Source organism: Arthrobacter terricola, from assembly GCF_004354015.1.
GTDB classification, from domain to species: Bacteria; Actinomycetota; Actinomycetes; order Actinomycetales; family Micrococcaceae; genus Arthrobacter; species Arthrobacter terricola.
Genome location: NZ_SMRU01000003.1, coordinates 49,974 through 69,500, shown reverse-complemented (window position 1 = coordinate 69,500; position 19,527 = coordinate 49,974). Strand labels below are relative to the sequence as shown.

The following is a 19,527-nucleotide window of genomic DNA, read 5'->3' as shown; positions in this document are numbered from 1 at the left end:
ACGAACCTTCCGGAAATTGAAGCTAGTCCACTTTCGCGAACAGCGTCAGCAGACGTGCGGTTTCCAACACCAGTGCGTCCCGGCCGGCCTTGATGTACTTCCGGGAGTCCACCACTGACGGGTTGGCATCCAGGTATTCACGGACGGCACGGGTGAAGAACCCGTTCAAGTGTGTGGATACGTTGATCTTAGTCATACCTGCCCGGATCGCCGCCACCACGGTTTCGTCTGCTACGCCGGAAGAACCGTGGAGGACGAGCGGAAGATGGACGGCTTCCTTCAAGCGGGTGATGAGGCCGAGGTCGAGGGCCGCAGTCCGTTCGGTCATGGCATGCGAGGATCCGACGGCGACCGCGAGCGCATCGATTCCGGTCTCTTCCGCAAAGGACCGTGCTTCGGCAGGGTCGGTCCTGACGCCCGGGGCATGGGCGCGGTCCTTTCCTCCGACTTTCCCGAGTTCTGCCTCGCAGAAGACTCCGTGGGCTTCGGCGTATTCGGCGACCCGCCGCGTGACCACCACGTTGGCGGCGTAAGGCAAGTGGGCGCCGTCGTACATCACTGAACCGAAGCCCAAGTCGATGGCCTGCAATGCGAGCTCTTCGGTTTCGGCGTGGTCGAGGTGCACTGCGACGGGAACCGCTGCGTCCCGCGCGATGGACATCGTGGCGCGGGCGATCGGTACCAGTCCGCCGTGGAAGCGGACGCAGTTTTCCGATATCTGCAGGATCACCGGAAGGCCTGCGGCTTCCGCCCCGGCTACCAGCCCTTCCGCGGTTTCGAGGTGGACGACGTTGAAGGCGCCTTGGCCGATGCCGCGCGAGGCGGCGGTTTCCATGAGTTCCCGGGAACCGACAAGGGTCATGGGGTCTCCTTCCAATTAAGAATCAGTTGTTGTTCGAGGTCCGCGTAAAGCGGCGAGATCTCGCCGGCAGCAGGCATGAGCACCGCCGCCGCCGACCAAGCCGTGGCCTTGCGGAGCATGGTCCGAATGTCAGGGTTGCCGGCAGCGAGGACGACGGCGGCAGCAGCCACTGCGGCGTCCCCGGCTCCCGTGGGGTTTCCGCTGAGCGCTTCCGGAAGCCGGGCGCTCCAGTAGCCGCCGGGCGCGGCGTGATGGAAGGCGAACATTCCTTCGGCGCCGGCGCTCACCAGGACGGTCTTCGCTCCTTCACCGATCAACCGCTTCGCGGCGGCTTCGAGGTCGCTTTCGCCGGTAGCTTCGAGCAGTTCGTGATGGTTCGGTTTGAGCAGGTCCGCTCCGGCGCGGGCGGCGGCGATGATCGCAGGACCGGAGGTGTCGGCGACGGCGGGGATCCCGGCGTCGTGCGCCAACCTCACGATCGCCGGGTAGAAGTCGGCGGGGGCGCCGGGCGGCAGGCTCCCGGAAGCGACAATCACTCCGGTACGCTTCCCGCTCTCCAAGGACTCGACGACGGCGGCGGCGAGCGCCTGCCATTCGGCGGGTTCCAGAGGCTTTCCCAGCTCGTTGAAGATGGAAGTTTCGCCGCCCACCGTGTCCACGAGCGCTATGCTGCGCCGCGTTTCCGCTGCTACGGGAACCAGTCGGTGCGGCACGCCGCTGGCGCGGAGGTCCGTGGCTAACTCCGCTCCCGTGGTTCCTCCGGCGGTGGCGAGGGCGAGTGCCGGGTAGCCGAGCTGGTGCACCACGCGGGCGACGTTGAGGCCTTTTCCTCCGGCGCGGCTGATCGGGGACTCCACGCGGTGGCTCGCCCCGGGGGTGATGCCTGCGACGTGGTAGCTGATGTCAATGGCTGGATTGGGGGTAACGGTGACGACGCGGCCCATCTCGTGGTTCATCGCCCCACCCCTGTTCCGGAGGTGGCTTTCGCGGCGGGCAGGAGGGCGCGGGCCCGCAAGGCTGCGCCGAGCAGTCCGGCGTCCTGGCCGAGTTGTGCGCGCACGATCACGGGCCTGCGCTGGAAGTCGAGCATCTTGTCAAGGCGCATGCGCAATGGATCCAGGAGTCGGTCGCCGGCTTCGGCAAGGCCGCCGCCTACCACCACTGCTTCGGTACCGATGATGCTCACGCACTGGCTGAGGCTGAAGGCGAGGGCGTCCACGGCATCGGCCCAGATCCGGGAAGCAAGGGGATCGCCGGCGTTGGCCCGCTCGATTACTTCGCGGGCTCCGGCGCGCGGAGTCCCGGATTTTTCGCTGTAGCGCCGAGCAATTCCGCCGGCGGAACCGACTGCCTCGAGGATCGTGTGACCCTTGCCGTCAGGGTCCGGAACGAGGGCATGGCCCAATTCCCCGGCGAAGCCCCCTGCCCGCAGCGGATAGCCGTCCGAGATCACGGCCGCTGCGATCCCTGTTCCGATCACCATCACGACGACATTCCTGTAGTCGCGGGCAGCACCGAAACGGAATTCGGCCTCGGCGGCCGTGCTGACGTCGTGGCCGAAGGCGAGCGGGAGGCCCAGCCGTTGCATTGCCTTCTCGCGGAAGGGGAAGTTCCGCCAGCCGAGGTTTGCCGAGTAGATTCCGATTCCGGCGTCCGAGTCCACGATTCCCGGGACGATGACGCAGGCGGCTTTTGCCGCGTGGGCGGGGAATTCGGCTGCGAACTCCGCGGCCAGGCTGCCTACCGCGTCCACGATTGCATCACCGGGATTGCCCGGATCGCGTGGCGTGGGAATCCGGCGCAGGCCACGGATGTTTCCGGACGCGTCGACGAGCCCGGCCTTCAAGTCCGTCCCGCCGACGTCGAAGGCCAGGACGGCGGATTCGGCGGCTCCGAGAACCATGGGAGGGCCTAGGCCGTGGCGTTCAGGACGACTGAGCGCGTGAGATTTCGTGGCACATCAGGGTTAAGTCCCCGTGCGCGTGCGCGTTCCAGCGTGACTTTGTGGACGCGGGCAAGCTCTGCGAGGGGATGCTTGCCGGTGTTGACGTAAAGCGCTCCCGTGCGGACCATTTCCGCGTCCAAGCCCTCGGGCTGCGCTCCGAAGAGCCACGTGACACGGCCCGGTGAGGCAATGGAAATGGGGCCGTGGCGGTATTCCATGGCGGGGTACGATTCCGTCCACCCCTGCACGGCCTCGCGCATCTTGAGTCCCGCTTCGTGGGCCAGGCCCACGGTCCAGCCGGTTCCGAGGAAAGTGAATTGTTCAGCGTCGATGAGTTCTTGCGCGACCGGTTCGACGACGGCAGCGCGGGCTTCCGCGATGGCGTCGCCCAGGTCCACACCGAGGCTCGTCAAGAGGTATGCGAGGGCCGAGGTGGCAAAGCGCGTCTGGACGACGGATTTCTCATCGGCGTACGGGAGTCCAATCACGGCGTCGGCCAGGTCGGTGATGGGCGACTCCACGTCGCCGATCACGGCGATGGTGCGAACAGTGCCCTTCAAAGCCGCCAACAACTCGAGCACCTCAGTGGTGGTGCCGGAGCGCGTAATGGCGATGACGGCGTCGTACTTGCGGTCCGGGCTGTTGTGGTTGAGGAAGGCTTCCGACGCTGCAAATGCGTCGGTAACGCCCTTGCCTGCCGCCTCGCGGGCAGCGGCATAGCTTTGCGCCATAAACCAGGAAGTTCCGCAACCCACGACGGCGACCCGCTCGCCGTCCGCAGGCAGCAGGTTCTCCGTTGTGGACTGCCCTATGGCCCGCTGCCAGACCTCGGGCTGCGATACCAGTTCTTCTTCCATGAAGGCACCGAGGGCGTTGTTACTCATCGTGCTTACCGTTCCTGTCCGCCGATTGCTCGCTGATCGTTCTGACGTTTTGTGATCTATACAAACACTAAACGATCATTTTCAATCGCACAAGAATCGTCTGAGCATCAGCGCGGGCAAAGAAAAAGCAGGGTCCCTCCGGAACGGAAGGACCCTGCTTTCAACGCCTGTGTGCTTTAGACCGCACGCTCTCCGGCCCGCCATACGGCGAACGTCAAGGGGATGCCTGGACGGTACGCGAGGTGCGTGGCCGAGGGCGCCTTGAGCATGTGCAGGTCCGCGCGGTGCCCGACGGCGATCGAGCCCACCGCGCGTTCGCCGTCGACGTCGTTGCCCGACTCCCTGCCCAACGCCAGCGCGCCGCCGTAGGTGGCCGCCCGGACGGCTTCGTGGACGCTCAAGTGCATCTGCAGCACGGCCGTCGTGACGCAAAAGGCGATCGAGCTCGTGTAGGACGTGCCAGGATTGCAGTTCGCGGCCAAAGCAATCTGCACGCCGGCGTCAAGCAGCGCGCGGCCCGGCGCGAGCGGTTGCCGGGTGGACAAGTCGCAGGCGGGAAGGCACGTGGCCACCGTGCCACGCTCCCCCGTTCCCGTGGACGCGTCCCACTTGCTCCACGTTCCCGCAAGAGCCCGGATATCGGCGTCGTTGAGGTAATTGACGTGGTCAACGCTCGCGGCCCCGAACTCCACGGCCAATTGCACCCCCGGGCCTTCGCCCAACTGGTTGCCGTGCACGCGCAGGCCGAGGCCCGCCTCCCGGCAAGCTGCCAGGACCCGGCGCGACTGCTCTTCGGTGAAGGCGCCACGCTCGCAGAAGACGTCGGCCCAGCGCACGTGCGGACGGACGGCGTCGAGCATGGGACCGCACACGAGGTCGGTGTATTCCTCGGCGTCGGCGCCGGCGGGAACAAGGTGAGCGCCCAAGTAGGTGACTTCGTCTACGGTCTCGGCGGCGATGCGGGCGCTACGCGCCTCGTTCTCGACGTCCAGCCCATAGCCGGTCTTGCTCTCGAGGTAGGTGGTGCCTTGGGAAACGGCTTCGGCCACGCGTCCGGCGGCGAGGCTGCGCAATTCGTCATCGCTCGCCGCGCGGGTCGCCCCGGTGGTGACGGCAATGCCGCCCGCGCTGTAGCTCTGGCCGGCCATCCTCGCTTCGAACTCGGCGGTACGGTCGCCGGCGAAAATCAGGTGCGAGTGAGAGTCCACCCAACCCGGCAGCACGGCACGGCCTTCCGCATCCACAAACCGGTCGGCAGCGGGTGCGTCCGCGGTCGCGCCGATCCAGGAGATCCGTTCGCCCTCCATCACCACTGCGGCATCCTTGAGGACACGGTGCTCCGCGTCCTGGGTCATCAATTCGCCGATGTTGCTTATCAGTGTGCTCGTCTGCCCGCTCATGAACCTATTGTTCAACGGCGAATGGACCACCGGGTGGCCGCAAGCTCCGACGCTGTACGGGATACCGGACTGGTTGCGGAGAGGAACCCCAGGATGTCGGCCGCGGCGAGTTCCGCGATCGCGGAGGACGTCTGGAATCCGTAGCCTCCTTGACCGGCGAGCCAGAAGAATCCGGGGGCTTCGGCGTCGAAGCCGACCACCGGGACGCCGTCGGCGGCTTCGGTGCGGAGCCCGGTCCAAGCTTTGGCGACGGAACGGATCCCCAGGGTGGTGATGGAGTTCACGAGCGCAACAATGGCGTCCACGTCGCCGGGCCTGGGACGCGCGTCTTCCGGTCCGCTCGGCACAGTTTCGGACGGCGAAATGAGCACCTGTTCGCCTTCCCGCCGGAAGTAGTAAGTGTTGTCGGCAGCCGCCACCATGGGAGTTCCCGGCGCAAGCGGGCGTTCGACGTCGACAATCGCCGCCGTGCGTCGGAACGGCTGCAGCCCGAGCTTCTCCACGCCGCTGAGCACCGCAAGTTCGTCAGCCCACGCACCGGCCGCGTTCACGACGACGGCCGACTGGAACCCCTCCATCCCCGCGCCGAGCTGCCAACCCGAGCCAAGCCGCTGGGCCGAATGGACCCGTGCCCCGGTGATGATGTCCACTCCCCCGGCCCCGGCGCGCTGCCGGTGGTCATCCAACAGCACAGGCGCATTGCAGGCGAACGATCCCGTGTCCAAACCCGCCACAGTGAACGCGCCGGGCATCAACGCCGGACACAATTCCAGGGCTTCGGCGTGCGTGATCGAATGCATGTGGCCGCTGGCTTCGGCTTTGACGGTCGCTTCGTCGCCCACCAGCATGAATGACCGCGGTTCCAGCACCGGCACCGGCAGCGCCGCGTCACGAGCCGCCATGAGCTCCAGAGTCCGGACAGTGAGTTCCTGCACGACTGCAGGACCGTAGCTCGGGATCAGCTGCCGGGCGGAGCGCGAAGACGTGTGGTACGCAAGCGTTTGTTCGGCTTCCACGAGGGCAACCGAGCACTGGCCCGCCAGCGCTGAAGCGAGTGATAGTCCGGCGATCCCGCCACCGACGATCACCACGTCATAGATCGAAGCCATCCCGGCCTACTCCATCGCTGATGGTTTGACGCCGCTGTACGGCGTCCACCAGGCCAAAGGTTCCGTGACGGTGAAACGCCTCCCGGAGATCGAGTCGGCGGGAATCCGCACAAAATGGTCTTTCCGGCCGGCTTCCCACGGGAAGAGAGGCAACGAAAAGGACTTCACGACGTCGTCGATCCGCGTCACCGGGGCAGCTTTCCCACGGAGCACGACGCTCCAGGCAACCCCGGTGTTCGCGTCAACGCCGTCAACTTCCATGGCGACCGGAAAATCGCTCAAGGCGGCCTCGAGCTTTGTCCCGGACCCGGTCCTGAACACTACCGTCCCCTGGTCCACGGCGTAGTTGATCGGAAAGATATCCGGATGGTCTCCGAGCCACACGGCGAGCCGGCCGACGGACACGCTCCTCAGGAGGCTCCAGCATTCCTGGGAATCCAACACTTCGGTGGCTTGCTGGCCTGCGTCCGGGCGTTGCGCTTCATCATTGTCCATGGTGCCGATCCTAGGCCTCCGGGGCGTCGCGGGACAGGGCCATGCCTAGCGCAAGTACCCGAGCTGCGGGAAGTGGCCGATGTAGTCGTCCAGCAAGCCCCGCGCCACCCGGACAGAGTCCACCAAGGGGTTCATGGCGAACGCTTTATAGGCGGCGCGCCGGGAACCCGTGAGCGCAGCCTCGATGGTTGCTTGTTCAACGGCCTTGGCGTTGACCACGAAGCCGCGAGCATAGTCAGGCAACGGCCGGGCCGGAAGCGGCCGGACCCCGTCCGCGTCCACGAGGCACGGCGCCTCGATCACGGCCTCGGGGCCGAGTTCGGCCAAAGTAGCCCCGTTGGGCACGTTCAGGATGAGCCGTGCGGTTTCGCCTTGGCTGATAGCGCGCATGATCGCCAGCGCGACGCCCTCGTAGCCGCCTGACTCCAGGTCCGCGGCGTCCCGTTCGAAGGCACCGGCGGCGTCCCTGTTGCTCTTCATATACGTCTCTTCGCGGTCCAGCTTGGTCTGTTCCCACAGCCTGAGCGCCGGCTTTCCGCCGCCTTCACGCGGAACGTGCCGTCCGGCGTCGTGGTTTCCGGCGTCGTGGTTTCCGGCCAGGAGGCCCTCGTAAAAGGCGGACTGTTGCCGCTCGAGGTAGGCACCGCGGGTGTCCGCGGCGCGACGATCGGCGTCGAGCGCTTCCCGCCTGAAGTAGTAATAGTGCAGGTATTCGTTGGGCACCGCTCCGAGGGCCTGGATCCAGGGCGCTCCGAACAGGCGGCCCTCCTCGAACGACTCGATGGCGCTGGCGTCGGCCAGGAGGCGCGGGAGGACATCCTCCCCATCGACCGACAAACCGCGGAGCCAGCCAAGGTGGTTGAGGCCGATGTAGTCGATTGCCACGCGTTCCCCGCGGACGTCCACCCCCCGTATGCCGGCCGCGGACAGGCAGCGCCTCGCGAGGCCAACGGGCGAATCGCAGATCCCCACTACTTTGCCGCCGAGGAACCGCGTCATGACTTCCGTGATGACCCCCGCCGGGTTGGTGAAGTTGATGAACCACGCCTCCGGAGCGTGCTTCTTCACAGCCTCCGCAATGTCCAAGACCACGGGAATGGTCCGCAGCGCATAGGAAATCCCCCCTGCCCCCACGGTCTCCTGCCCGATGACGCCGTGCTCAAGGGCAATCCGTTCATCCGCGGCACGCCCCTCCAAGCCACCCACGCGGATGGCCGAGAAGATGAAGTCGGTGCCGGGCAGGGCCTCCGAGAGCTCCGTGAACAACGCGACGGCAGGAGCGTCCGGTACCCCCTCCGCCATTTCGGCGAGCACCTTGGCGACGACGGAGAGCCGGGCCGGGTCGGTATCGAACAGCCGGAGCCCGGTGACGCGGCCGGGCCCGTGGTCCGTCAGCAATGCCGAATAGACCAAGGGAACCCGGAAACCGCCGCCGCCCAGGAGGGTGAGGATCATGGCCGGTCAGAGGTCCGCTGCGGCACGGCTCTTCACGAAGGCCTGGACGCATGCTTCGACGTCGTCCGGGCTGTGTGCGGCCGAGAGCTGCACGCGGATGCGTGCCGCGCCCTTCGGCACCACGGGATAGCTGAACGCTGTGACGAAGACGCCGTGCTCCAGCATCTCGTCGGCCACCTTCGCCGCAGCGACGGCATCGCCGAACATGACGGGGATGATGGCGTGCTCGCCGTTGAGGAGCTCGAAGCCTTCCTCGGCCATCCGACGGCGGAACAGCCCGGCGTTCGCGAAGAGCCTTGAGCGGAGCTCGCCGGAGCCCTGGACGAGCTCGAGTGCCTTGATGGTTGCCGCGACGATGGCGGGCGCCAGCGAGTTGGAGAACAGGTACGGCCTGGCTTTCTGGCGCAGCATCGCGACGATTTCGGCGCGGCCGGAGACATAGCCGCCGGACGCTCCGCCGAGGGCCTTGCCGAACGTGCCGGTGTAGATGTCCACGCGATCGGACACGCCCGCGTGTTCCGGCGTCCCCGCACCGGTCGCACCCATGAAGCCGACGGCGTGCGAATCGTCCACCATGACAAGGGCGTCGTACTTATCGGCAAGATCGCAAATAGCCTCCAACGGGGCCAGGTAGCCGTCCATGGAAAAGACGCCGTCAGTCACGATGATCTTCCGCCGGGCCGGGGCGTCGCCGCCCGAAGCCTCGACGAGCTTCGCCTCGAGGTCGGCCATGTCCTGGTTCGCGTAGCGGAAGCGCTTGGCCTTGCTCAAGCGGATGCCGTCGATGATGGAGGCGTGGTTGAGGGCATCGGAGATGATGGCGTCTTCGGGTCCGAAAAGGGATTCGAAGACGCCTCCGTTGGCGTCGAAGCAGCTGGAGAACAGGATAGTGTCTTCCGTTCCCAGGAACTGCGAAACGCGGGCTTCGAGCTCGAGGTGCAGGTCCTGGGTACCGCAAATGAAGCGGACGGACGCCATGCCGAAACCGCGCTCGTCCATGGCGGACTTCGCGGCAGCGATGATGTCCGGGTGGTCGGCGAGGCCAAGGTAGTTGTTCGCGCAGAAGTTCAGGACGGAGTTGGCGGGCTGCCCCAACTGGCCCGCGGAGATGTGGCTGGCCTGCGGCGAATCGATGTGCCGCTCGGTCTTGAAGAGTCCGGCGGAGCGGATTTCCTCGAGTTCGCCGTGCAGTTGGTCTTTGATGCTTGAGTACATTGGTGGCTCCCGGTGCCGGTTCGGAGGAAAAGTCTGTGTGTGGTCTTTGCTAGAGTTCGGTCCAGTCGAGGACAACCTTGCCGCCCACGCCGGCACGGGCGATCTCGAATCCCTTTTCCCAGTCGGTGGCGGACAGCTTGTCCGTGACGACGGCGGAGATGTTGCGGTGGAGTTCGGCGTTTGAGGACAGCATGGCACTCATGGCGTACCACGTCTCGAACATCTCGCGGCCGTAAATGCCCTTGAGGGTGAGCATGTGCGTGACCACCTTGCCCCAGTCGATATCGATGGACTGGCTGGGCAAGCCGAGCATGGCGATGCGTCCGCCGTGGTTCATGTTGTCGATCATCTCAGGCAACGCGGTGGGATGCCCGGACATTTCCAGGCCGATATCGAATCCTTCACGCATGCCAAGTTCCTGCTGGGCTTCCTTGACCCGCATCTTTGAAACATCGACGGCGAGATCCACGCCCATTTTCCTGGCGAGCTCCAGCCGCGGAGCCGAGACGTCCGTGATGGCGATCTTGCGGGCACCGGCGTGGCGTGCGACGGCGATTGCCATGAGTCCGATGGGTCCGGCACCGGTGATGAGCACGTCTTCGCCAACCAGCGGGAAGCTCAAGGCCGTGTGCACGGCGTTGCCGAAGGGATCGAAGATCGCGCCGAGCTCCGGGGTAACGGAAGGATCCTGGTGGACCCAGACGTTGGTCTCCGGAATGACGACGTACTCGGCGAACGCGCCATCGCGCTGCACGCCGACGGACACCGTGTGGATGCACATCTGGCGGCGGCCTGCACGGCAGTTCCGGCAAATCCCGCACACCACATGGCCTTCGCCGGAAACCCGGTCCCCCACCTTGACGTCGCGGACGTCCTCCCCCACGGCCACCACTTCGCCATAGAACTCGTGGCCGGCAATCAGCGGGGTTTCAATGATGCTTTGCGCCCACGCGTCCCAGGACTGGATATGCAGGTCCGTTCCGCAGATGCCCGTAGTCATGACCCGGATTTTGACGTCGCCGGGACCGGCTTCCGGCTCGGGACGTTCGACGAGTTCAAAACCGGCGTGCGGGCCGGACTTGTAGAGAGCCTTCATTGGTCTTCCTAACTCAAAGGGGCGGAGCCTTCGGCCTGCCGTTCCACTTCATTGAAGCCCCCGCAAAGGTTTAGCACAACTAGGTTTTTCTCAATCAACGATTTAGCATTTACTAAATGGAAGTTCACCAGCTCCAGATGCTCAGGGAACTAGGAGATCTTGGCAGTGTCAAGGCTGTCGCAGAGACGCTCATGGTCACTCCCTCCGCCGTTTCGCAACAGCTCGCGCTCCTGCAGAAATCCGTGGAGGTCCCGCTGACCCGCAAGGAGGGCAGGGCCCTGGTGCTCACCGACGCGGGGAGGGTCCTCGCCGACGCAGGGGCCGCCGTCGTAAGCGCGATGGCGGATGCGCGGGCCGCTATCGGCGCCTACCATGATTCCCCCGGCTCCACCGTGACCGTCAGCGCCTTCCACAGCGCCGGGCAGGCCCTTTTCGCTCCCCTCGCGGCGTTGCTGGCCCTCGACGGCGGGAAGTCACCCCGGCTGCGGCTCGCTGACGAGGACGTCGCGCAGGAAGACTTTCCGGGCTTGGCCGCACGGTACGACCTCGTCCTCGCCCACCGGATGGAACACAGCCCGGAATGGCCGCGCGACAAAGTGGCCATCATCCCGCTTGCCGACGAACCGCTCGACGTCGCGCTGCCGGCCGGGCACCCGCTCGCGGCCAGGCGCGAACTCAAGCCGGCCGACGTCGTCGGGCAACCTTGGGTGACCAGCCGCGCCGGGTACTCGCCCGCGGACGTGCTGGCCGCCGTCGTCGCCGTGAGCGGGCGGCCCGCAGAAGTGCTGCACCGCATCAATGACTACTCGACTGTTGCCGCCCTTGTGGCGACGGGAGGCGCGATCGGCCTGCTGCCGCGGTTCACCGCCCGGCGCGTCCTGGACGCCGGAGTGGTGCTGCGCCCGCTGGCCGGGGTCAATTCGGTGCGCAAGATCGATATCCTCGCCCGCCCGGAAACGCTCAAGCGGGCGTCGGTCATGACCGTCTGCGACGCATTGCGGACGGTCATGACCGGGCTCGCCGGGGGCACGGGGCGCTAGGGTTCGCGGACGCGGGTGGGCTGGCCGGCGTCGAAGTATTCCACGAGCCCTTCGGGCAAGACTGGAACAATCTTCGAGGAGCCGTCGCCGCGGAGGGACTCCGTCGCCAGGACACCGGCCGCAACCGCCTGCCGGGCTGCGATCGGATTGGTCTGGGTCCGCCCGCCTTCTGCAGCGAAGCGAAGGAACTCCGAAATCAAACGCGGATCGGCGCCGCCGTGGCCGCCTTCGCCGTCCTGGATCTCGATCACGTCATCCGGTTCCGCGAAACCGCTTGTACGCGTCGTCCACACCTTGATCTGTTCGCCGGGACCGTCGCCGAAGTTCTCGATCCTGCCCTTCGTGCCGATCACCGTGTAGTTCCGCCAATAGTCGGGCGTGAAGTGGCACTGCTGGTAGGACGCCAGTACACCGTTGTCCAGGACCATATTCATCATGGAAATGTCCTCGACGTCGATCGTCTCGGCGAGGTCGGTCTGTTCGGTGGGCGGCCAATTGTCCACCGAGAACCAATCGCGCATCCGCCGCGCACTGTTGTCCCGGCGCGAAGCGACGTCCCCGTACACGGCCAGTTCACCGATCGCCTGGACCTTGGTGCTGTATCCGCCGGCAAGCCAGTGGATGACGTCGATATCGTGCGCGCCCTTTTGCAGCAGCAAGCCGGTGGTGTTGGCGCGCTGGGCATGCCAATCCTTGAAGTAGTAATCCCCGCCGTTTCCCACGAAATGCCGGCACCAGATCGCCTTGACGTCTCCGATGGTTCCGGCCTGGATGATGTCGCGCATTTGCACCACTACCGGCATGTGCCGCATGTTGTGGCCCACGTAGAGGCGCGTCCCGGTCTCAAAGGCCGTCTGCAGGATGAGGTCTGCCGCTTCCAACGTGACGTCAAGCGGCTTCTCGCAGAACGTGGGGATGCCGGCCTTGAGCGTCCGGACGGCGACGGCGGCGTGCTGGTTGTCCGGGGTGAGGACCAGGACAGCGTCCAAGCCGGAATCGAGCAAGACATCCAAATTGTCGGTGATGACCGCCGTCGGGATCTTTTCGGCCGCATCGGCCCTGCCGCGCTCACCCAGATCGCACACGACAGTGACTTCCGAACCATGGCCGGGCTTGTGCGCGTGGCGCCACAAGGACGCCCGCAAGCCGAATCCGACGATGCCTACTTTGAGGTCCATAAGTACTTTCCTAACTAGATAGTTGATGCGCCCGCGTCATGAGGTTGTTTGACTCACGCGCTGCGCGATTCCTTCGTTGACCAGCTCGCGAACCCTCGCGTAGTGGACGGGGTCGTAGCTGAAGCTGTCCATGGCGAGGCGGCCGCCCGAGCCGTTCGTATCGATGAGTGCCAGCACGTCCTCGCGACAGGCCAGTTGTGCCAGCAGGGAGAATGCCCGGTGGTCCCACATGGCCTGCGCAAACACCTTGTAGCGAATCGACTCCCACGGCACCCCGTCCGGTCCCGGGTAGACCATGAATGCGTCGCCGCCGGGAAAGCCCTCCGGCGCAGGTGTCCTTGAACGGATCGACCGTGGCCAAGGAATGGGCTGGGCGACGCAATAGTAGACCCACAGATCTTTCACGCCGGCCTTCAGGAACGGCGCCACCGCATCTGTTGCCACCGCCGGATTCGGTACCGCCCCGCTGCCGTAGAACTCAAAGTCGCTCAGGGCGTCAACCACCGTCAGCCCCTCCAGCAGATCAGCGACGACGTCCTTTGCCTCCTGGTAACCCTCGAGAGCTTCGGCGCCTTCCGGTTCATCGGAAATGTGGAAAATGACCCGGTCAAGCGACCAGTGCTCCGCTAGGAACGAGCGCAAGGCCGGCAGCAGTTCGGCCATCAGCTCCCGGTAGCTTGCCGACCTCGCCGGCACGTCCCAGCCAAAACGCCGTTCCAGCCCTTGCGTGGTCCCGACATAAATCGCCGGCGTCGCCTTTGCCCCCCATTGTGTGAACAAGTGGGCAATTTCCAAATATCGAATGCCATGTTTGGCGCAAAGGTCCACCCACCGCAGCAGCTTGCTGAAATCAAAGTGGTATCCGGAGTCTTCGCTGATGCCGATCAGCTGTGTGGGAAGCCGTGTTCCACCGACGGCCGTATCCAACGGAGGAGTCCACGTGGGCGTCAGCAACGAGTTGGCTCCCATCCTCGCCGCGGAGCCCATGAAGGCGTCGATGATCGACCAATGCTCCTCGCTGAATACGCCGACGCCGTAGTGGGCCGCCAGCCCGTCGCAATGAAACCAGTGGGCGTTCACGATCCCGAGTTCCGGCGCCGGGACCGCCAGGACCGTGACCTTGATACCAGTGGTGAAGAGGACGCGGCCCTCCGCGGCCCGTACCGAGATCCCGACTTCGTGGTCTCCCGCGTGATCCGCGGAAGGGACCACCAGGTCGATCCAGGCCGCCGTCCACTGCCCGTAGCGGGGCTGGATCAGCCCTTCCGAAGCAGGCCGTAAAAGGTCGGGATACAGTCCGGGCGTGTCCCGGTCATAGCCGGAACCATGCTCCGGGAACGCCGCCAAGGAGCAAGGCACCAGCTCAACCTGTGAAATGGAGACACATCCCGCCGACGCTCCGTCGACTGAGACCTCCAGGGGTCCGGCGACGCGGAAATCGTGCTTCATCGGCGGCCTGATTGCCACCTGGACCGACGCAATCTCGCCCGGGAAAACCGACATGGGGATGGTCCTGTCCAACGGTCGTGGCGGAGCGTCCGGGTAGATCTTTTCCAAGGAGTCCGCGAGCACGAACTGCCAGCCGTCCGTCGGGACGGCGTTCTGTTCCGTCAAGGCTGCGAATCCTTTCTACGTGAGTCCCTACTTGAGTCCCTACTTGAGTTCCTACTTGAGCCCGGAGCGGCCGATGCCGGCCATGACGCGCTTTTGCATGAGCAGGAACATGACCAGGATGGGCGCCATTGCCATCAACGATGCCGCCATGAGGATCGGGTAATTGTTGGCATGTTCGCCCTGGAGGTTCGAAAGCCCCACGCTCAACGGTGCGGCGTTCGCCGTCGACGTCACCACCAAGGGCCACAAAAGGTCGTTCCAGGACCACAACACGGTAATGATGACGAGCGCCCAGAGTCCGTTGGCCGCGAGGGGCAGCATGACCCGGAAAAAGACCTGGAACGGGTTGGCCCCGTCAAGCCGGGCCGCGTCTTCGAGTTCGTCGGGGAGCCCCATGAAGAACTGGCGCATCAGGAACAGGCCGAAGGCGCTGAAGATGCCCGGGGCCACGATGCCCGCGATGGTGTTCAGCCAGCCCAGGTTTTGGATGATCTGGTATTGCGGGATGAGGAACAACTGGGACGGCACCATGATGATCGACAAGACCACGGCCAGAATGGGTCCTTTGAACCGGAACCGCATCCGCGCGAATGCGTAGCCCGCCATCGAGCACAGAAGCACCTGGCCGATCACCCTGATGACGGTAATTGCCACCGTCACCCAAAGCTGCGAACCGAAATTCATCGAGGTAAAGACATCCGCGAAGTTGTGCCACTGGACAACGCCGGGCCACAGTGTGGGCGGCGTGCTTTGGACTTCGGCGTTCGTCGAAAGCGACATCACGATCTGGTACAGGAGGGGTGAAACCATCGCCAGGCCGCCGATGGCCAGGACACAGTGGGCCAGGACGTTGGAGCCCTGCTTGCCGCCTTTCGACCTAGACATAGTTGACCCACCTCTTCTGGATACGGAATTGGAAAGCGGTCAAGAGAGCGATGATGGCCAGGATCAGGATGCCGATGGCTGCCGCGTAGCCTTTGTCGTTCTGCAGGAACGCCTGGTTGTAGAAGATGTACACCAAGCTCTGTGTCTGCGGCATGGCCAGGTTGGCCTTCCCCATCATCACGTACAGCAGGTCGAACAGCTGGAAGCCGCTGATCACGGTGACGATCGTGACGAAGAAGATACTGGGCGTCAGCAAAGGAACCGTGATGCCGACGAACTGGCGGACCCGGCCGGCGCCGTCCATTTCGGCGGCTTCGAAGAGCTCCCGCGGGATCTCGCGCAGCCCCGCGCTGATGATGATGAGGTTGAATCCCAGCGACATCCACAGCCCCACCGTAGCCACGGCAAGCAGGGCGAACCCCGGCGTCGACGTCCAGTAGGGGCCCTGGATTCCGAACAAGCCCAAGAACCAGTTGATGGGCCCGAAGTCGCCGTTGTAGATCAGCCGCCACACGATCCCGACGGCGGCCGGCATAGTGATGTAGGGAATGAAGTACAACGTCCGGTACAGGGCCGCGAACCGCAATCCAGGACGCTCGATCAAGGACGCCAGGATGACCGCGATGGGTATCCCGAGGAGTACGACGACCGTGTAGATCAGCGTGTTGAGGATTGACTGCGGGATGGTGGAATCAGTGAACATCCGCAGGTAGTTGTCCAGGCCGATGAACTTGGTCCCGCCGAACACTCCCCATTTGGTGAAGCTGTAGTAGAACGTCTGGACAATCGGCCAAAGGTAGAACACGCCTATGCCCACGACAGTAGGCACAACGAACAGCCAGGGCCACCAGCCATCCGACTTGGATCGTCCTTTGCGACGGTCCTCGGTCGGTTCAGCGGCACGGCTGGGTGTGGGCGCAGGTGTGGACTCGGGCGTCAGGGTCTGGGTTTTCATGATTCTTTGGCCAGTGCGGCATTCATCTGGGTGGCAAGATCCTTGGCAACGTCGGCGACCGGCTTGGTTCCTGCGAAGGCCTGGGGCAGCAGGGTGTTCTCAAGGTCGTTCCAGGCCGCAGTATTGGCTGACACCGGGTACGGCGAGGCGTCCTTGGCCAGGTCAAGGAAGACGTTGAGGTCTACCGAGGGAACGGACTTGACCCAAGCATCCTGGGTGCCGTTGAAGGCTGGAATGACGGTTCCGGTCTCCGCCTGGATCTTGGCGGCGTCCTGTGTTCCCAAGAAGGCAACGAACGCCTGCGCCGCGGCCGGGTTCTTGGCATTCGCAGGAATCACGTTTGCCAGGCCATGGATCACGCTCTGGTTGCTCGTCGGTCCCTTGGGAAGGCTGGCGATGCCCAGGTCGTCACCAAGGGCCTTCTGTGCTGGGCCAACGGTCCAAGAGCCGTCCATTGTCATGGCTAGCTTCTTGGACGTGAACATGTCGCTGGAGGCGGTGTCCGTCAGCTGCTGCATTGAGGGAGAAACGCCGGATTCAATCAGGTCCCGCCAGAACTGCAGGCCGGCGATGGAACCCGAGGAGTCGTATCCGGACTTCTTGCCGTCGCTCGAAATGATGGTCCCGCCAGCTTCGACCATGGTGTTGTAGTAGCTGGTCTGGCCACCCGTGAGGTCACCGGCATACCCGTAGATACCCTTGCCCTGGTAGAACTTGGACAACGCGGCTCCCGCGGATTTCACGTCGTCCCAGGTCCAGCTGGAGTTCGGTTCAGACACTCCGGCTTCCTTGAACAGGGCCTTGTTGTAGAAGAGTGCGCTGGTATCGAAGTCCTTGGGCACTCCGTAGAACGTCCCGTTGACGGTGTACAGATCCACCAGCGCCTTCGGGTAATTCGCTGTATCCACGGCCTTGCCGGACACCAGCCCGTCCAAGGCGAGCAGCTGGTTGTTTTGCGCATAGAGCTTGATGTGCGGGCCGTTCATCCAGAAAACGTCCGGCAGGGTGTTGCTGCTTGCCTGGGTTTGGATTTTCGTCCAGTAGGCCGAGCCCTTCGACGGCGTGACGTCGATGGTCACTTTGATGTTCGGGTACTGCTTGTTGAATTCGGTCACGATCTTCTGCATCGCGGGCTTCTGCGCCGCATCCCAAATCGCGTAGCTCAGCTCAGCGCTCAGGTCCCTCGCGGGGGCAGCGTAGGCGGCCTTGGCTGCGCTACCCCCAGCGGCACTGTTTCCACCGCAGGCAGCCAGCGAGACGACAGCGGCGCCGGCAGCCGCGAAGGAAAGGAATGACCTGCGAGTCACGTTGTGGTTCATGAAAATCTCCGATGTCCTGGTCAGAAGACCGACGGTCCTTCTGGGGTGTGCCTGCATTCGGCTAAGCGCCAGCCCCACTGGTGATTGTGCAGTCGATCACATCATGTTAATCGATTAAAAGCAATATCGAGAATGATCTTTCCTTAACTTTTATAGGCTAAAAACGTCATGAAAGTGCATCATGAAGGATCGCGCTGCAGCGGACACGTGACGAACAACCCGTGGTAACCCGGTTCAGACGGCGGTTTCAGACGGCGGGCGCCGAGTCCCTGACGATGAGGTTCCAAGGAAACTCAAGTACCTGGGTTGGCTCATCCGGGTTTTCCGCGCGGTCGAGAAGGAAGCCGGCCACACCGTCGAAGAATCCTTCGGGACCGACCGTCGTCAACGACGGCACCATGTACTCGCCCTCTGTGGTGTTGCCGATACCGAGCACTTCGACATCCTCTGGAACCCTCAGTTGGAGGCTTTGGGCGGCGTGAATGGCCGCAATAGCCGCGAAGTCGGTCGTAGCGTAGATCGCCGTCGGGCGGTCGTTCCGCTGCAACAGGCGAAGGGCCGCATCGAAAGCGCTCTGGCTGTCCAGGGCAAACCGCTCAACGTAGTCGTCCCGGTAGTCCAAGCCAGCGTCGGCCAGGCCTTCGATGTATGCCCTGTGACGGATGGAAATGGGGTTGCCGGAACGGGGTGCAGCGGTCAAGCAAGCCACTCTGTCGTGCCTGCTGGTCAGATGTGCCACAGCCCGCTCGCACGATGCACCCGCCACAGGCCGCACCACGTCGAAACCATCGGGTTCCATGCTGTCGCTGAAAACCACCAAGCGCTGCAGTTTGGCAGCCTGGGCCAAGAGCTCGACATCCCCGGGTTCTTCGGCGGCGTCGATGAACGTCACGTCTGCATTCTGCCTTTTGAGCGCCACCCGCCAGTCGGTATCGGCCAAAATCATGGGAGTAATACCTCGTTGGGCGGCGGCCGTGCCGACGGCGCGGCTGACATCCAGCGCCCACGGATCCGAGATCATGGTCAGCGACAACATGAGCAGGTTCGTTCTTCCCGTGCGGACCGCCCTCGCCGATTGGTTGGGGCGATATCCGAGGGCCAGGGCAGCCTCTTGGACCCGCAGCACCGTAGCGGGCGCGACGCCGGACCCGCTCCTGCCGCCGTCTTTGCCGCTCCTGCCGGAGAGCACGTAGGACACAGTTGCCGTGGAAACCCCGGCCGCCGCCGCCACAGACTTGATCGTGGGGCGCATTCGTCTCCTTAGTGGCTAAGCCGCCGAACCACGGGCGTGGTTCGGCGGTAGTAGCATCATAGCCAGACGAACAGGCGCCATCGTGAACCTCGGTTCACGCCTAAGACGGGTCAGGATCACGCCTAAAGCGGGTCAGGAAGAGACGCTCCCGTAACCCATCCGCCGTCCGTGGTCGTTGGGTAAGGTCGGCAAGGTACCCGAAACGACGCGGTTAGCCGTCACCGTGGTGCCGCTCTTCGTCCCCGAAACGCCCACGGTGTCGCCGGCTTTCAGGTCCGAGGCCTTGATGGTCTGGAGCGATAGCCGGCGCCCTTGGTTACCCGCTCCGGAAGTAGCGACCTTGACGATAGTGGTCGATGAGTTGATGGCATAGGCCTGCGTGAATCCGTCGTCGCTCTTGACTGTGATGTTCGAATCACTCACCGACTGCACGGTACCGCGTTGAGCCACAATCGTGGAGTAGGAACCGTCCTTGTTCTTGACCGTGAACTCGCCATGGACCGCCGCGCCTCCGAAAGCCCTTCGCAGCATGGGGATGCGACCGAGTTTGCCGGGCGAAGTTTGTCCGGGTGTCGACTGGCTGGGCGACGGGGTGGGCGACGCCGAGCTCGTTGCTGAAGGACTTGTGGCAGTAGGAATAAATTGGTCCGCTGCCCAGACTGCGGCCACTCCACCGCCGCCCACGACGACGGCGATACCGCCCGCAATGAGGGCCGTGCGCAGCCCCGGAGTCATGGAGGACATGGCCGTTTCCTTTCTCCGCTCCTCCCCGGACCGGTAGGGGCGGGCAGCAAAGAACTGATGACTCCATGATGTTCCCCGA

Annotated in this window: 18 protein-coding genes; 1 reads left to right on the top strand and 17 read right to left on the bottom strand. The window is 64.3% G+C overall.

Annotated features, from left to right (window positions below; all coding sequences use genetic code 11):
* Nucleotides 1–22: 22 nt before the first annotated feature.
* The 10 genes from E1809_RS03270 to tdh all read right to left on the bottom strand — a co-directional run bounded on the left by E1809_RS03270 (nt 23) and on the right by tdh (nt 10,461).
* Nucleotides 23–862, bottom strand: a complete 840-nt coding sequence (locus tag E1809_RS03270) for a class II fructose-bisphosphate aldolase (RefSeq protein WP_133202802.1) — start codon at nt 860–862, stop codon at nt 23–25.
* Nucleotides 859–1,818: a 1-phosphofructokinase family hexose kinase gene (locus tag E1809_RS03265; RefSeq protein WP_235835409.1), complete on the bottom strand. Its 960-nt coding sequence runs from the start codon at nt 1,816–1,818 to the stop codon at nt 859–861. The genes E1809_RS03270 and E1809_RS03265 overlap by 4 nt, the downstream gene beginning before the upstream one ends.
* Entirely contained in the window at nt 1,815–2,765 is a 951-nt protein-coding gene (locus tag E1809_RS03260) for an ROK family protein (RefSeq protein WP_133202801.1), read from the bottom strand. Before E1809_RS03260 ends, E1809_RS03265 begins: the two co-directional genes overlap by 4 nt.
* Nucleotides 2,766–2,773: 8 nt before the next feature.
* Nucleotides 2,774–3,691 carry an SIS domain-containing protein gene (locus E1809_RS03255; protein WP_133202800.1) on the bottom strand — a complete coding sequence of 306 codons (918 nt, stop codon included), beginning with the start codon at nt 3,689–3,691 and terminating at the stop codon, nt 2,774–2,776.
* A 176-nt stretch (nt 3,692–3,867) separates the two neighbouring features.
* On the bottom strand, nt 3,868–5,091 hold the full coding sequence (gene hutI, locus E1809_RS03250) for an imidazolonepropionase (protein ID WP_133202799.1): 1,224 nt from the start codon (nt 5,089–5,091) through the stop codon (nt 3,868–3,870).
* 11 nt (nt 5,092–5,102) lie between these two features.
* A complete protein-coding gene (locus tag E1809_RS03245) occupies nt 5,103–6,200 on the bottom strand; it encodes an NAD(P)/FAD-dependent oxidoreductase (protein ID WP_133202798.1) in 1,098 nt (365 codons plus the stop codon).
* 6 nt (nt 6,201–6,206) lie between these two features.
* Complete coding sequence (locus E1809_RS03240; protein ID WP_133202797.1) at nt 6,207–6,695, bottom strand: pyridoxamine 5'-phosphate oxidase family protein; 489 nt, start codon at nt 6,693–6,695, stop codon at nt 6,207–6,209.
* Between the two features lie 45 nt (nt 6,696–6,740).
* A complete protein-coding gene (locus tag E1809_RS03235; protein WP_133202796.1) occupies nt 6,741–8,150 on the bottom strand; it encodes a 6-phospho-beta-glucosidase in 1,410 nt (469 codons plus the stop codon).
* A 6-nt stretch (nt 8,151–8,156) separates the two neighbouring features.
* Nucleotides 8,157–9,365 carry a glycine C-acetyltransferase gene (locus E1809_RS03230; RefSeq protein WP_133202795.1) on the bottom strand — a complete coding sequence of 403 codons (1,209 nt, stop codon included), beginning with the start codon at nt 9,363–9,365 and terminating at the stop codon, nt 8,157–8,159.
* A 49-nt stretch (nt 9,366–9,414) separates the two neighbouring features.
* Nucleotides 9,415–10,461 (bottom strand): L-threonine 3-dehydrogenase, encoded by a 1,047-nt coding sequence (tdh, locus tag E1809_RS03225; protein WP_133202794.1) that lies wholly within the window; start codon nt 10,459–10,461, stop codon nt 9,415–9,417.
* A 116-nt stretch (nt 10,462–10,577) separates the two neighbouring features.
* On the opposite strand from tdh, the gene E1809_RS03220 reads away from it, so the two are divergent.
* Nucleotides 10,578–11,501 (top strand): LysR family transcriptional regulator, encoded by a 924-nt coding sequence (locus E1809_RS03220; RefSeq protein ID WP_133202793.1) that lies wholly within the window; start codon nt 10,578–10,580, stop codon nt 11,499–11,501.
* Here the strand turns inward: E1809_RS03220 and E1809_RS03215 are convergent.
* From E1809_RS03215 to E1809_RS03185, 7 genes are all read right to left on the bottom strand, one after another.
* Nucleotides 11,498–12,679 (bottom strand): Gfo/Idh/MocA family protein, encoded by a 1,182-nt coding sequence (locus E1809_RS03215; RefSeq protein ID WP_133202792.1) that lies wholly within the window; start codon nt 12,677–12,679, stop codon nt 11,498–11,500. The genes E1809_RS03220 and E1809_RS03215 overlap by 4 nt on opposite strands.
* Before the next feature lie 36 nt (nt 12,680–12,715).
* Complete coding sequence (locus E1809_RS03210) at nt 12,716–14,293, bottom strand: DUF4091 domain-containing protein (protein ID WP_133202791.1); 1,578 nt, start codon at nt 14,291–14,293, stop codon at nt 12,716–12,718.
* A 51-nt stretch (nt 14,294–14,344) separates the two neighbouring features.
* On the bottom strand, nt 14,345–15,178 hold the full coding sequence (locus tag E1809_RS03205; RefSeq protein WP_133202790.1) for a carbohydrate ABC transporter permease: 834 nt from the start codon (nt 15,176–15,178) through the stop codon (nt 14,345–14,347).
* Nucleotides 15,171–16,133, bottom strand: coding sequence for a carbohydrate ABC transporter permease (locus E1809_RS03200; RefSeq protein WP_133202789.1), 963 nt, complete (start codon nt 16,131–16,133; stop codon nt 15,171–15,173). Before E1809_RS03200 ends, E1809_RS03205 begins: the two co-directional genes overlap by 8 nt.
* Nucleotides 16,130–17,452 (bottom strand): extracellular solute-binding protein, encoded by a 1,323-nt coding sequence (locus E1809_RS03195; protein WP_133202788.1) that lies wholly within the window; start codon nt 17,450–17,452, stop codon nt 16,130–16,132. Before E1809_RS03195 ends, E1809_RS03200 begins: the two co-directional genes overlap by 4 nt.
* 247 nt (nt 17,453–17,699) lie before the next feature.
* On the bottom strand, nt 17,700–18,704 hold the full coding sequence (locus E1809_RS03190) for a LacI family DNA-binding transcriptional regulator (protein ID WP_133202787.1): 1,005 nt from the start codon (nt 18,702–18,704) through the stop codon (nt 17,700–17,702).
* Between the two features lie 132 nt (nt 18,705–18,836).
* Nucleotides 18,837–19,448, bottom strand: coding sequence for a hypothetical protein (locus E1809_RS03185; protein WP_133202786.1), 612 nt, complete (start codon nt 19,446–19,448; stop codon nt 18,837–18,839).
* Nucleotides 19,449–19,527: the final 79 nt, after the last annotated feature.